This window comes from Hoeflea sp. Naph1, assembly GCF_046837775.1.
In the GTDB taxonomy this organism is placed as follows: domain Bacteria; phylum Pseudomonadota; class Alphaproteobacteria; order Rhizobiales; family Rhizobiaceae; genus Hoeflea.
Genome location: NZ_CP177286.1, coordinates 1,259,873 through 1,273,253 on the forward strand (window position 1 = coordinate 1,259,873; position 13,381 = coordinate 1,273,253).

Annotated in this window: 11 protein-coding genes; 6 read left to right on the forward strand and 5 right to left on the reverse strand. The window is 62.5% G+C overall.

The genetic code is table 11. From position 1 onward, the window contains the following. Positions 1–45: 45 nt before the first annotated feature. The 4 genes from ACK6D9_RS05965 to ACK6D9_RS05980 form a co-directional block, all read right to left on the reverse strand. Positions 46–1,617, reverse strand: coding sequence for a GMC family oxidoreductase (locus ACK6D9_RS05965; protein WP_412050995.1), 1,572 nt, complete (start codon positions 1,615–1,617; stop codon positions 46–48). A gap of 15 nt (positions 1,618–1,632) precedes the next feature. Continuing rightward, entirely contained in the window at positions 1,633–2,157 is a 525-nt protein-coding gene (locus tag ACK6D9_RS05970; RefSeq protein ID WP_322990915.1) for a Twin-arginine translocation pathway signal, read from the reverse strand. A 74-nt stretch (positions 2,158–2,231) separates the two neighbouring features. Then, positions 2,232–2,627 (reverse strand): VOC family protein, encoded by a 396-nt coding sequence (locus tag ACK6D9_RS05975; RefSeq protein ID WP_322990916.1) that lies wholly within the window; start codon positions 2,625–2,627, stop codon positions 2,232–2,234. 88 nt (positions 2,628–2,715) lie between these two features. Next, positions 2,716–3,009 carry a ribbon-helix-helix domain-containing protein gene (locus tag ACK6D9_RS05980; protein ID WP_412050996.1) on the reverse strand — a complete coding sequence of 98 codons (294 nt, stop codon included), beginning with the start codon at positions 3,007–3,009 and terminating at the stop codon, positions 2,716–2,718. A 190-nt stretch (positions 3,010–3,199) separates the two neighbouring features. Between ACK6D9_RS05980 and ACK6D9_RS05985 the strand changes: the two genes are divergently transcribed. The 3 genes from ACK6D9_RS05985 to ACK6D9_RS05995 are packed head-to-tail and all read left to right on the forward strand — an operon-like array spanning position 3,200 to position 8,995. Then, a complete protein-coding gene (locus ACK6D9_RS05985; protein WP_412050997.1) occupies positions 3,200–4,093 on the forward strand; it encodes an ImuA family protein in 894 nt (297 codons plus the stop codon). Next, entirely contained in the window at positions 4,077–5,618 is a 1,542-nt protein-coding gene (locus tag ACK6D9_RS05990; RefSeq protein WP_412051746.1) for a Y-family DNA polymerase, read from the forward strand. Before ACK6D9_RS05985 ends, ACK6D9_RS05990 begins: the two co-directional genes overlap by 17 nt. Continuing rightward, positions 5,615–8,995: an error-prone DNA polymerase gene (locus tag ACK6D9_RS05995; RefSeq protein WP_412050998.1), complete on the forward strand. Its 3,381-nt coding sequence runs from the start codon at positions 5,615–5,617 to the stop codon at positions 8,993–8,995. Before ACK6D9_RS05990 ends, ACK6D9_RS05995 begins: the two co-directional genes overlap by 4 nt. A gap of 147 nt (positions 8,996–9,142) precedes the next feature. Here ACK6D9_RS05995 and ACK6D9_RS06000 read toward each other — a convergent pair whose 3' ends face one another. Beyond that, the gene (locus ACK6D9_RS06000; protein ID WP_267655136.1) at positions 9,143–9,604 is read right to left on the reverse strand and encodes an Lrp/AsnC family transcriptional regulator; all 462 of its coding nucleotides are present in this window, start codon (positions 9,602–9,604) and stop codon (positions 9,143–9,145) included. 183 nt (positions 9,605–9,787) lie between these two features. Here ACK6D9_RS06000 and ACK6D9_RS06005 point away from each other — a divergent pair, with 183 nt between their 5' ends. Genes ACK6D9_RS06005 through ACK6D9_RS06015 form a run of 3 tightly spaced genes read left to right on the forward strand, consistent with a single transcriptional unit; the run spans position 9,788 to position 13,381 of the window. Beyond that, positions 9,788–11,020 carry a 3-methyl-2-oxobutanoate dehydrogenase (2-methylpropanoyl-transferring) subunit alpha gene (locus ACK6D9_RS06005; RefSeq protein ID WP_322989229.1) on the forward strand — a complete coding sequence of 411 codons (1,233 nt, stop codon included), beginning with the start codon at positions 9,788–9,790 and terminating at the stop codon, positions 11,018–11,020. A gap of 2 nt (positions 11,021–11,022) precedes the next feature. Beyond that, positions 11,023–12,036 (forward strand): alpha-ketoacid dehydrogenase subunit beta, encoded by a 1,014-nt coding sequence (locus ACK6D9_RS06010; protein WP_412050999.1) that lies wholly within the window; start codon positions 11,023–11,025, stop codon positions 12,034–12,036. 1 nt (position 12,037) lies between these two features. Beyond that, positions 12,038–13,381 (forward strand): dihydrolipoamide acetyltransferase family protein, encoded by a 1,344-nt coding sequence (locus ACK6D9_RS06015; protein WP_412051000.1) that lies wholly within the window; start codon positions 12,038–12,040, stop codon positions 13,379–13,381.

Consider the following 13,381-nt stretch of genomic DNA (forward strand, 5'->3'; position numbering starts at 1 on the left):
CGGCGCCCCGAAAGGCGCCGTTGAGTTTTTGCGGTTCGACAAATGCTAGATGTTTCCAGCGCTCATTTCCCGGGCGATATGGTCGGCCTGGCGAATAGCCAGCGCGACGATCGTAAGCGTCGGGTTTTCCGCGGCGCTGGTGGTGAACTGGCTGCCGTCAGACACAAACAGATTGGCAATGTCGTGGCTTTGCCCATGCTTGTTGACAACGCCGTCCCGCGCCTTTTCCGACATCCGGTTGGTCCCCAGATTGTGGGTGGACGGATAGGGCGGAGTGGGGAACGACCGTGTCGCTCCGACAGCGTCGTATATGGCCATCCCTTGGGTATAGGCATGGTTGCGCATGGCGATGTCATTTGGATGGTCATCGAAATGCACGTCGGGTGCCGGCAGTCCGTGCGCGTCGGTCACCGCATGATTGAGGGTAATGCGGTTGGTTTCCTGCGGCATGTCTTCGCCCACAATCCACATCCCCGCCATGTTTTCATAGCTGTCGAGTGCTGTCGCAAACTCCCGGCCCCAGCCGCCCGGATCGAGGAAGGCAGCCATGAATGGCAGGCCCAGCGACAGGGTCTCAAGCTCGTATCCGCCGGAGAAGCCACGTGATGGATCATGCCCTGCCTCATCCTGGATGATGCCGGCCATGGTCGTGCCGCGCCACATTTTCACGGGCTTGTCGAAGACGGCATAGACCGATCCTGTCGTGTGCCGCATGTAGTTGCGCCCGACCTGACCGGAGCTGTTTGCCAATCCGTCCGGGAACATTGCGGAGGCGGAGTTGAGCAACAGCCGTGGGCTTTCAATTGAGTTGCCGGCAACGCAGACAATCCGTGCCTTCTGCAGGTGCTGGTCGCCATTCTCATCGGCATACACGACGCCGGTGACTTTCCCGCTGTCGTCATGCTCGATCTTGATGGCATGGCATTTGGATCGGACCTCGAGATTGCCGGTGGCTTCGCCGCGCGGAATGTCGGTGTAGGCGGACGACCATTTGGCGCCCCATTTGCAGCCCTGGAAACAGAAGCCGGTCTGCTGGCAGGCCATGCGGCCATCATATTCGGCGCTGTTGATAGCCATCCGTCCGGTGTGGACTTCATTGTAGCCGAGCGCCTTGGCCCCGGCTTCAAAGACCTTGTAATTGTTGTTTCCCGGCAATCCTGCCCGGTCTCCGGTGCGGGTTACACCCAGTTTGGTTTCGGCCTTCTCGTACCAGGGCGCCATCTCCGCGAGATCGATTGGCCAGTCGAGCAGGTTTGCCCCCTGGACGTCGCCATAGGTGGTGTGCGCCTTGAATTCATGTTCCTGAAAACGCAGCGACGCGCCGGCCCAGTGGATCGAGGTTCCGCCCACGGCTTTCACGATCCAGGTTGGAAGGCCGGGAAAGTCCCGTGCCACGCGCCAGTCACCGGAGGTGGTGCGGGCGTCGGTCCAGGCAAGCTGGCCGAAACTGTCCCATTCGTCATTGATATAGTCGTCCGGCAGATAACGCGCGCCCGCTTCGAGGGCAACAACGCTGACGCCTTTCTGGGCCAGTTCGTTTGCCAGAACACCGCCGCCTGAGCCGGTTCCGATGATAACGACAACACTGTCGTTGGTGAGGTCAAAAGGTGCAGTCATGATGTGGTCCTCCCCTCAGAGCCAATTGATGTCGTCAAAGCCACGGTCGATGTATCCGCCCTGGCTGTAGCTCTCGCCCTCATAGCCAAACAGTGGCCAGACGGCTTTCTGGTTGTAGAGGCCTGTAACCAGACCGCCGCGGATGCGCTGGAAGAAGGCGCTGTCTTCCATGCCGCGCAGGATATCGACACGGTCCCGTTCCCAGCCGGTATCGAGATAGGAGGCTTTGCCTTTGCCGCGAGCTGCGGCATCCAGAGCCGCGATGCCGGCTTCAATCTCCGGCGCAGCGTCAGCCGTGTCGTATCCCTTGACCGCGATGGCATAGAATTCGTCGGCGACATGGTCATGCGGATAGATATCGCGTGCCATCTGGATCAGCGTTGCCATCGAGGCGGGCTTGAGTGCCGTGGTTTCCATCGCCCAGGCGGCATCAGATCCGGCGATAAATCCCGGACCGATAATGAATGCGGTGCCGACCGCAACGGATCGCGAAAGCAATTGGCGGCGGCTCATGCCTTGCCGCTCGGCTTGGATTGTCATGGTAGTCCTCCCTTGGTTGTGTCTGTCTTGCCGTGCTTGCCGGAACCTCCTCCCGGCTGGCTTGCTGTCTCTGGCTAGAGATAACGTCCGGCGCGTTGAAGCACTTCGATCTGGTATCCGTCGGGGTCGGCGATGAAGAAGAAACGGGCGATCACGTCGCCGGCAGGCGCGAAGTTGACAAGCTTGCGAGGGCTCAGGCCGAGTTCGGTCAGCCGTGCATGCTCGCTGTCGACATCAGCGACTGAAAACGCCAGATGGCCGTAGCCGTCACCCAGATCATAGGGCTCGGTCCTCTCCTTGTTGACAGTCAGCTCGAGCTCGAATCCGGTTTCGGAATTGCTGAGATAGACGAGGGTGAAGCTGTCGAAATCGAGCCGGTCGGCAACTTCCAGACCGAATGCGGTTTTGTAGAATTCGACAGAGCGTGCTTCTTCGAGCACGCGGATCATGCTGTGAATGGCCTTGGCCATGGTCGCTCCCGTGTGGTTTCAAACTTGGCGACAAGTCTGGAACCGATCACGGCAACCCGGGTAGTAGTTGTATACTACGGCCGTCTTTTCATTCGGCGGCCATCAGGTGGTCACTGTTGGTGCCGTTATTTTCAAGGTAAACCAGACAGCAGCAGCGCAGCAGCGACGCGAAGTTTTTCGGCTCGCCATGCAATTCCAGCACCTCGGAATGCAGCTTTGACATGAACACCGGGGTTGTCATGCCTTGGGATGCCGCGAGTTCGTCCATGATCCCCCAGAAGGTTCGTTCAAGACGGATTGACGTGCTTTGGCCATTTAATCGGAGCCGGCGGGTGACCTGTTCGTAACGTGTCGGATCCTGACCCGCGAACATCTTGCACATGGTTTGCCTCCTCCTGCGTGATTCAGCCCTTGAAACATGGACTCCATCAAGTTCCGACTTTGCAGCAATTGGTGGGCCTTTGCCAAGTGCCGTTGGCTGAAAGTGATGAGTTCGAATGGCAAACAGCTCATTGACTCTTGCGCCGAGTCTAACGTTATATGGAACATAACATGAACATTCTGGTCGAACAATGAGTCTTACGAGACTGCAAACCGCAACCGATATTCTCAAGGCGCACACCCGTGCCCATGAGGCGCGAGTGTGTCAAACGCCCCAGCGGGGGGTGGGGTTTGGCGATGCCGGAGGCTCACAGCCATTGTCGTTGGGCGCAGTTGCGGTTGACAGGCACCTTGAGGGTGGCCTCGTCTGTGGCGGACTGCACGAAGTGCGCTGCGCGCTGGCGCGCGACATTGGTGCCGGCGCCGGATTTGCGTTCGGGCTGGCGCGCCGTGCTGCCGATGCCCGGCAGGATGGTCGACGCCGGATTGTCTGGGTCAATGATCCTGCCGCGCGCAGCGATGGCGGCGAACTTTTTCCGGTCGGGCTTGCCCAGTACGGGGTGGATCCATCGTGGCTGACGCTGGTCGAGCCGCGTGATCTGCAAGGCGCCATGTGGGCGGCCGACGAGGCGGCGGGCTGTGCCGACCTGGCGGCCATGGTGTTTCATATCAGGGGTAACCCGGCGCGTTTCGACATCACCGCCACCCGACGGCTGATGTTGCGCGCGCGGGCCAGCGGGGTGCTGGCGTTGACATTGCGCCAGAGCGGGGAGGAGGAGGCCGGTGCGGCAGTGACGCGCTGGCAGGTGCAGCCACATCCTTCGGGGACGGATGATCTCGACCATCGTGGCGTGGGGGCAATGCGGCTGTCCCTAACGCTGGAACGCAACCGCGCCGGACGCACCGGCCAATGGCTTTTAGCCTGGAATGCAAAGACGAGAGCTTTTGAACATGCCGCATCATCCCCCGCAGCGCCGGCAGCGCATTCTCTCCATCGCCTTCACCCATCTGCCAACCGACGCGATCCGTCGGACGACATGGGGCAGGTCCTGGATCACCGACAGGACTTTGGACACGCATCCTGAGGCGCCACCGCTGGTTGTCACCGACACGCACAAGAACGCCATCCGCATCATTGCGCTGGATGATCGCGCCCGGGCCTGCGGCATCCGCGCCGGCCAGACGCTGAGCGACGCCCGTGCGCTGGCGCCCGGTCTCGCCTGTCATCCGGCAGATGCCGCCAGTAACCGTGCGCTACTGATGCGCATCGCCGCATGGTGCGAGCGCTACACGCCGCTTGTCGCGCTCGGCATGGAGGCGGAGGCGCAGAACGGGGCAGCGCCCGACCACGGACTGTTCATGGACATTACCGGTTGTGCCCATCTGTTTGGCGGCGAGGCGGCGCTGATCGCCGATCTCGAAGCTCGGCTTTTGGCGCAAGGTTTTCATGTCCGGCTCTGTCTGGCCGACACACCCGGCGCAGCCTGGGCGATGGCCCGCTACGGGCAGGCGCGGCTGATTGCCGAGGGCGGCCATGGCGAGGCGATCCTGCCGCTCAGCCTGAGCGGTCTGCGGCTACAGCCGTCCCTGGTCGCCCCGCTCGGCCGGGTCGGGCTGAAGACCATTGGCTGCATCGCCAGCCTGCCGCGCGCGCCACTGGCCGCCCGTTTCGGCACCAGGTTGATGCAGCGGCTTGATCAGGCGCTGGGCCGTGAGACGGAGGCGATCTCGCCAATCATGCCGGTGGCGGAGCTTTCCACCGAACGCCGTTTCGCCGACCCGGTGAGCCAGCATGACGAGATCGCCCATGTGATCGCGGCGCTGGCATCGGGGATCATCGAACCGCTCGAACAGCGTGGCCTTGGTGTCCGCCACTGCCGGCTCAGATTGTTCAGGGTCGATGGTCATGTCGCCTCGCTCAGTGTTCAGACAGCCCGGCCGCTGCGCAATGCAGCGATGATCACCCGGCTTTTTGAAGAACGTCTCGCCAGCCTGCACGACGACCTCGATGCCGGTTTCGGCTTTGATCTGGCGCGGCTCGATATAGTCCATGCCGATCCGTTCGATGCCGGCCAGTCTGAAATGATGGCCGGACAGACAGCCGGTCATGGGACGAGCGAAAGTCATGACGCGCTGGTCGACCGGCTTGGCGCGCGGCTCGGTCTCGACCGGGTTCAGCATTTCGTGCTGGCCGACACCCACATCCCCGAGCGCAGCTTCGGCCGGCAGCCGCTGGCCCATGCAGGCGTGCGCGGCGCGGACAAAGGCAACAGCGCGCTGGCCTTGGCGCCGGATCTGCCAGTTCCCGGCGACCTCGTCACCCGTCCGCTGATTCTGTTTGACCGGCCCGAGCTGATGCACACCATCGCCGAAGTGCCCGACGGCCCGCCGCTCAGGTTCCGCTGGCGCGGGGTTTTCTACGAGGTGGCGCGTTCGGAAGGGCCGGAACGCATCGCCTGCGAATGGTGGCGCGACGGCCGCGGCGCCCGCAGCCGCGATTATTTTCGTGTCGAGGACCGTCAGGGCTATCGTTTTTGGCTGTTTCGCCACGGGCTTTACGGCCGTGAGACCAGCGAGCCCAGCTGGTACATGCACGGGCTGTTTGCATGAGCCCCCCCGGCCCCTATGTCGAACTGGCCGCGACCAGCAATTTTTCCTTCCTGCACGGCGCCTCGCATGCCGAGGAGCTGGTGGTGCAGGCTGCCAGGCTCGGGCTTGGCGGTATTGCAATTGCCGACCGCAATTCCCTGGCCGGCGTGGTCCGTGGCCACATGGCGGCCAAGCAGGAGGGGCTCGCCTATGCGCCGGGCTGCCGGCTGGTGTTTGTCGATGCCGCCCCCGATATTCTGGTCTGGCCCGAAGATGGCGCCGCCTACGCCAATCTCTGCGAGTTATTGACACGGGGCAAACGCCGCGCACCCAAGAGCCAATGCCACCTGACGCTGGAAGATCTCCTCACGATTGGCCAAGGGCTGCTGATGGCCGTGGTGCCACCCGTTGCTGCCGCCGGGCAGGATCTGGCCCGAGGCCTGGCGCCGGTGCTAGAGCGGTTGCGCGAGGCCTTTCCTGACCACCTTCATTTGGCGTTGGCGCGCCATCATCGCAGTGACGATCAGCGTCGCATGGCAGCCCTTGCGCAGCTCGCCCATGATCACCAGGTGCCGCTGCTGGCGATTGGCGACGTGCTCTATCACACGTCTGAGCGCCGGCCGCTGCAGGATGTGCTGACCTGCATCCGCGAGCACGCGACGCTGGCCAGTATCGGAACAAGGCTTGAGCCCAATGCAGAACGGCACCTGCGCAGCCATGATGACATGCTGCATCTGTTTAGGGGCTACGAGGCGGCGGTCGCGCAATCTGCCGCGCTGTTCGGACGCATCCACTTTTCGCTGGATGAATTGCGCTATCAATACCCCGACGCGCCACTGTTTGAAGAACTCGGCCCCAAACCGCTCCCGGCCCAGCAGGCACTGGAACAACTCACCACACTGGGCCTTCAAAAGCGCTATCCCGAAGGCGCACCGGAAAAGGTGCTCAAGGCCATTGCCCACGAGACCCGGTTGATCAAGAAGCTCGATTACGCGCCCTATTTCCTCACCGTTTATGACATCGTCCGCTTCGCACGATCGCGGGGAATTCTCTGCCAGGGGCGTGGCTCGGCTGCCAATTCGGCGGTCTGTTATTGCCTCGAAATCACCGAGGTCGATCCCGGCAAGGTTGATCTCCTGTTCGAGCGCTTCATCTCCGAGGAGCGCAACGAGCCGCCCGATATCGATGTCGATTTCGAGCATGAGCGGCGCGAGGAAGTGATCCAGTACATATACTCGAAGTATGGGCGCGACAGGGCCGGGCTCGCCGCCACGGTGATCACCTACCGCGCCCGCTCGGCAATCCGCGAGGTCGGCAAGGTGTTCGGTCTTTCCGATGACGCGATTTCCGCCATCTCCGGCACCAAATGGGGTGGCTGGTCGCGCGAGGTCGACACTGAAGATGCCCGCCGTGCCGGCCTCGATCCGGCCGACAAGCACCTGGCGCAGATGCTCGATCTTGCCTCCCAGATCGTCGGCTTTCCGCGCCATCTCTCCCAGCATGTCGGCGGTTTCGTCATCACCCGCGACAAGCTGTCCTCGCTGATCCCGATCGAGAATGCGGCGATGGAGGACCGCACCATTGTCGAGTGGGACAAGGATGATCTCGAAAGCCTCGGCATGCTCAAGATCGATGTGCTGGCGCTCGGCATGCTGACCTGCATCCGCAAGGCTTTCAGCCTGCTCGACACCCATTACGGCCGCCGCGAAACTCTGGCCTCGCTGCCTGACAACGATGTTCCGACCTATGACATGATCTGCCGGGCCGACACCATCGGCGTGTTCCAGATCGAAAGCCGGGCGCAGATGTCGATGCTGCCGCGCCTCAAGCCGCGCTGCTATTACGATCTGGTCATCGAGGTGGCGATTGTCCGCCCCGGCCCGATCCAGGGCGACATGGTCCATCCTTACCTGCGCCGCAGGCAGGGCAAGGAGCAGGTGTCATTTCCCAAGGAGGAATTGCGCGCCGTGCTCGGCAAGACGCTCGGTGTGCCGCTGTTTCAGGAGCAGGCGATGAACATCGCCATTGTTGCCGGTGGCTTCTCGCCCGGCGAGGCCGACAAGTTGCGCCGCGCCATGGCTACCTTCCGCCGTGTCGGCACCATCGGCTCGTTCCAGACCAAGATGGTCGAGGGCATGGTCGCAAACGGCTATGAGCGCGATTTTGCCGAGCATTGCTTTCGCCAGATCGAGGGCTTTGGCGAATATGGTTTTCCCGAAAGCCATGCCGCCAGTTTCGCGCTCCTAGTCTATGTCTCCTGCTGGCTCAAATGCCATTACCCGGACGTTTTTTGCGCGGCCATTCTCAACTCCCAGCCGATGGGGTTTTATGCCTCGGCCCAGCTGATCCGCGATGCGCGTGAGCATGGCGTCGAGATCCGCCCTGTCGATATCAATTGCTCAGATCAGGACTGCACTCTGGAGCCGGATGCCGATTTGCAGCCGCTGTCAGCCCGGCATCGCGAGATGAAGGGGGTGATGAAACATAGCCACGCGGTGCGGTTGGGGCTGCGCCACGTCAAGGGATTTGGCAAGGCGGAAGCCGAACAATTGATGGCCCGGCGCGGCCGCGGCTATGACAGTGTCCGCGATCTGTGGATGCGCTCCGGCCTGCCGCGCCGCGCCATCGAGCAACTGGCCGAGGCCGATTGCTTCCGCTCCATCGGGCTCGATCGCCGCGACGCGCTTTGGGCGGTCAAGGCGCTCGATCCGCTCTCGAGCGCCGAACGGCTGCCGCTGTTTGCCCTGGCCGATAGCCATGATCTGCAGAAGGAACCCGATGTCGACCTGCCGCCGATGCCGCTGGGTGAACAGGTGATCAATGACTACCAGTCGCTGTCATTTTCGCTCAAGGCGCACCCGATGTCGTTCCTGCGTGAGCGCCTGGCCCGCTCCGGTTGCCGGCCCAATGCGGATCTGCAGACAATCCGCACGGGCAGGGTGGTCAAGGTCTCGGGGCTTGTGCTGGTCCGGCAGCGACCGGGCTCGGCCAAGGGCGTGGTGTTTGCGACCATCGAGGATGAGAGCGGCGTCGCCAACATCATCGTTTGGCCAAAAGTGTTCGAGAAATTCCGTGCCATCGTGCTTGGCAGCCGCTGTATCGGCGTGCGCGGCAAGCTTCAAAACGAGGAAGGCGTCATCCATGTGGTGGCCGAGTATCTCGAGGATCTGACCCCGATGATGGCGCAGATTTCAGACATGGCGAGCGAGATGGGCGGGCTCGCCAATGCCGACGAGATGCGCCGGCCGATTGACGACACGCGGGGGCGTGACCGCAAGCCCGCCGCCCGTCTCATCAAGCTGATCCGCGACGCGCCGGAACTGCGCCGCGATTACGAACAACTGGCAAGCGTCAAGGCCGCTGGCAGCGCCCTGCCCAAGGGCCGCAATTTCCACTGAGACGGGCCGCGCATCGACGCAGCTTCAGATGCTGTAATCAGCTCTCCCGATATCTTCACCGGAAGAACTTGTGTCAGGCCAGCACCTGCCTGGCGTCCTGCCAATTCCAGCTCGGACCTTGCCAATGCAGTGGCGCTGGCCATACGCTCAGGGGCTGACCGACGAGACCTTCTTCAAACATCTCAGCGTGAAGCTCGATCGCGTACTGCGCACGCCGGGCACCTTGTAAAGCCGGCGCAGGAACTTCTCGTAGCCGCGGGTGCCCTCGACAGCAACCTTGATGAAATAGTCATATTCGCCGGTGGTCAGATACACCTCCAGCACTTCCGGCATCGCCGTGATTGCCTGCCCGAAACCGTTGACGGTGGCGTCGTCATGCTGGTTCAGGCCGATGTCGACCAGCGCGGTTTCAGCCATGCCAAGTTTTTCCTGATTGAGGATCGCCGAATAGGCTTCGATATAGCCTTCCTTTTCCAGCCGCCGCATCCGCTGCCAGCACGGCGCGGGCGACAGCCCGACCTTTTCGGCCAGCAAATTGTTGCTGATCCTGCCATCGGTCACAAGCGCGGCCAGGATCTTGCGGTCTATTGCGTCGAGCGGCTTTGCCACGGGGAAACTCCACTAAATATTTTCAGGCGCAAAACGACCCTTTTCCTGAAAGATAATTTCGTAAGCACGCCATATTTGCAAGAAAACGAGAGAATTTATCGTGTATCGTCCAATAAGATATTGGAGTGGCGCAGGCATGCGGATCGATCACCTTCCGCCCTGGCGTCTTGGAGGAGGATGACGATGGATCAGCATGAGCCTCTCTCGCTGAATGTTCCGGAGCCGGAGGTGCGCCCCGGTGGCCAGCCGGACTTTTCTTCGGTCAAGATCCCCAGCGCCGGCGCTATTCGGCGTCCCGATGTCGACGAAGATCCCGAAAATATGCGCGATCTGGCGTTTGGCATCATCCGCGTGCTTAACCGCAATGGCGAGGCTGTTGGCCCCTGGGCCGGTACGCTCACGGATGCCGAATTGCGCGCAGGGCTCGAGCACATGCTCACGCTCAGGACCTATGATGCGCGGATGATGAACGCCCAGCGCCAGGGCAAGACCTCGTTCTACATGCAGCACCTGGGTGAGGAGGCCGTCAGTTGCGCGTTCCAGCAGGTGCTCAGGCAGGGCGACATGAACTTTCCCACCTACCGCCAGGCCGGACTGCTGATTTCATCAGGCTATCCGCTGGTGACGATGATGAACCAGGTTTATTCCAACGAGGCCGATCCGTTGCGCGGCCGGCAATTGCCGATCATGTATTCCTCCAAGGAACACGGCTTCTTCTCGATTTCCGGAAACCTCGCCACGCAATATATTCAGGCCGTCGGCTGGGCCATGGCCTCGGCCATTTCCGGTGACGACAAGATCGCCGCTGCCTGGATCGGTGACGGCTCCACCGCCGAAAGCGATTTTCACGCAGCCCTGGTGTTTGCCTCCACCTACAAGGCGCCGGTGGTGCTCAACATCGTCAACAACCAGTGGGCCATTTCCACCTTCCAGGGCATTGCCCGTGGCGGGTCGGGCACCTTTGCGGCCCGCGGCCATGGTTTTGGCATTCCCGCGCTCCGGGTCGATGGCAATGATTTTCTCGCCGTCCACGCGGTTGGCAAATGGGCCGCCGAGCGCGCCCGCCGCAATCTCGGGCCAACGATTGTCGAATACGTCACCTACCGCGCCGGCGGCCACTCGACCTCCGATGATCCTTCCGCCTACCGGCCCAAGGAGGAAAGCGACGCCTGGCCGCTCGGCGATCCGGTACTCAGGCTCAAGGCGCATCTGATCGCCCGCGGACTGTGGAGCGAAGAGCGCCACAAGCAATTGGAAGCCGAAGTGCATGACCGGGTGATCACCGCGCAGAAGGAAGCCGAGTCAATCGGCACCCTGCACACCGGCCGGCGGCCCTCGCCACGCGACATGTTCGAGGATGTCTATGAAGAAATGCCGCCGCATCTCATCGCCCAGCGGCATCAGGCGGGGTACTGATCATGGCGCGGATGACAATGATCGAGGCGATTCAGAACGCGCTTGATATTTCCATGGGCAGGGACGAACGCGTTGTCGTCTTTGGCGAGGATGTCGGCTATTTCGGCGGCGTCTTCCGCTGCACCGCCGGGCTGCAGAAAAAATACGGCAGGTCGCGCTGCTTCGACACGCCGATCAGCGAACTGGGCATTGTCGGCGCCGCCATCGGCATGGCCGCCTATGGCCTCAAGCCCTGTGTCGAAATCCAGTTTGCCGATTATGTCTACCCGGCCTACGACCAGATCGTCTCGGAAGCAGCGCGGTTGCGCTACCGCTCGGCCGGCGGCTTTACATGCCCGCTGGTGGTCCGCATGCCCGCCGGTGGCGGTATCTATGGCGGCCAGACCCACAGCCAGAGTCCCGAGGCGCTGTTTACCCATGTCGCCGGCCTCAAGGTGGTGGTGCCATCGACCCCGGCCGATGCCAAGGGTCTGCTGACTGCGGCCATCGAGGATCCCGATCCGGTGATCTTCCTCGAGCCCAAGCGGATCTACAACGGCCCGTTCGACGGTCACCATGATCGCCCGATCGTGCCCTGGAAAAAGCATGAAGGTGGCGAGGTTGACGAGAACTATTACAAGACGCCGCTCGGCAAGGCGGCCATCCGCAGGCAGGGCGAGGGACTGACAGTGCTTGCCTATGGCACCATGGTGCATGTCGCCATGGCCGCCGTCGAAGAGGCAGGGATCGACGCCGAGGTCATCGACTTGCGCACCCTGGTGCCGCTCGACACCAAGACGATCATGGAATCGGTCAGCAAGACCGGTCGCTGCGTCATCGTTCACGAGGCCACCCAGACCTCCGGCTTCGGCGCTGAACTGGCTGCCCAGGTCCAGGCCGAGTGTTTTTATCATCTAGAGGCGCCGATCATGCGCGTGGCCGGCTGGGACACACCTTATCCGCACTCGCAGGAATGGGATTACTTCCCAGGGCCGGCGCGGATCATCCGTGCGCTCAACGCTGTGATGGAGGCCTGAGATGGGAAATTCCGATAACGAGATTTTTGTCATCCGCATGCCCGATGTCGGCGAAGGGATCGCCGAGGCGGAACTGGTGGAATGGCACGCCCAGCCGGGCGACATGGTCCGCGAAGACGACGTGATCGCCGCGGTGATGACCGACAAGGCCACGGTTGAGATTCCGTCATCGATCACCGGCAAGGTGGTCTGGCTCGGCGGCAAGGTGGGCGACATGATCTCCGTCGGCGCCGATCTGGTAAGGATCTCGCCCGACGCCAATGCACAGATCGAGGCCGCAGCCCCCGAACCCGCGCAGGCTCCCCCGGCCACGCCCGACACAGCTCCCTCTGACGCACCAGAACCTGCGCCCGAACAAAAAAACGCAGCACCGGCCAATCCGGTAACGGATGCCGAAACGCATAGCGCCAAGCCTGCCGCGCCGGCATCGGGCGCACCCGCCCGGCACGTTCAGCCCCCGCGCCGTGCCGCCGGCGAAAAGCCGCTCGCAAGCCCCGCCATCCGCCGCCGCGCGCTTGAAGCCGGTGTCGATCTCAGGCGCGTATCCGGGTCCGGCCCGGCCGGCCGCCTTACCCATGCCGATCTCGACGCCTGGCTCGATGCGCCGGAACCGGCGCCGGTCACCGGCGGACGTGTACGCCGCACCGAAGTCACCGAGATCCCGATCATCGGTTTGCGCCGGGCGATCTCGCGCAAGCTCGGCCAGACCTGGTCTAAGGTTCCGCATATCACCATCGTCGAGGAAATCGACGTCACCGCGCTTGAGGAACTGCGCGCCGGCCTGAACGCCGAACGCAAGGAAGGCAAGCCGCGGCTTACCATCCTGCCGTTTCTGGTCCAGGCGCTGGTGCGGGCGGTCGCAGACCAGCCTGACATGAATGCCCATCATGACGACGAGGCGGGCCAGCTCCGGCAATTCGCCGGCGTTCATGTCGGCATCGCCACCCAGACCCCGCAGGGGCTGAAGGTGCCGGTTGTCCGCCATGCCGAAAGCCGTTCGCTGGATGACACGGCCATCGAGATCGCCCGCGTTGCCGAAGCCGCTCGCGACAACACCGCGCTGCGCGATGAGCTGTCCGGCTCAACGATCACCATCACCTCGCTCGGCGCGCTGGGGGCGATTGCCACCACGCCGCTGATCAATGCGCCCGAAACGGCAATTGTCGGGGTCAACAAGATGGCCATGCGCCCGGTATGGGATGGCGCCCAGTTCGTTCCGCGCAAGATCATGAACCTGTCGTCGAGCTTCGACCACCGGGTGATCGATGGATGGGATGCGGCGATTTTTGTCAAGCGGCTGAAAACCCTGCTGGAAACCCCGGCGCTGATTTTTGTGGAGGGCTGA

Bases quoted from the DNA above. Each gene is read 5' to 3' on its own strand.
- ACK6D9_RS05965 (WP_412050995.1), bottom strand. From the start codon at position 1,617: ATGACTGCACCTTTTGACCTCACCAACGACAGTGTTGTCGTTATCATC.
- ACK6D9_RS05970 (WP_322990915.1), bottom strand. From the start codon at position 2,157: ATGACAATCCAAGCCGAGCGGCAAGGCATGAGCCGCCGCCAATTGCTT.
- ACK6D9_RS05975 (WP_322990916.1), bottom strand. From the start codon at position 2,627: ATGGCCAAGGCCATTCACAGCATGATCCGCGTGCTCGAAGAAGCACGC.
- ACK6D9_RS05980 (WP_412050996.1), bottom strand. From the start codon at position 3,009: ATGTGCAAGATGTTCGCGGGTCAGGATCCGACACGTTACGAACAGGTC.
- ACK6D9_RS05985 (WP_412050997.1), top strand. From the start codon at position 3,200: ATGAGTCTTACGAGACTGCAAACCGCAACCGATATTCTCAAGGCGCAC.
- ACK6D9_RS05995 (WP_412050998.1), top strand. From the start codon at position 5,615: ATGAGCCCCCCCGGCCCCTATGTCGAACTGGCCGCGACCAGCAATTTT.
- ACK6D9_RS06005 (WP_322989229.1), top strand. From the start codon at position 9,788: ATGGATCAGCATGAGCCTCTCTCGCTGAATGTTCCGGAGCCGGAGGTG.
- ACK6D9_RS06010 (WP_412050999.1), top strand. From the start codon at position 11,023: ATGGCGCGGATGACAATGATCGAGGCGATTCAGAACGCGCTTGATATT.
- ACK6D9_RS06015 (WP_412051000.1), top strand. From the start codon at position 12,038: ATGGGAAATTCCGATAACGAGATTTTTGTCATCCGCATGCCCGATGTC.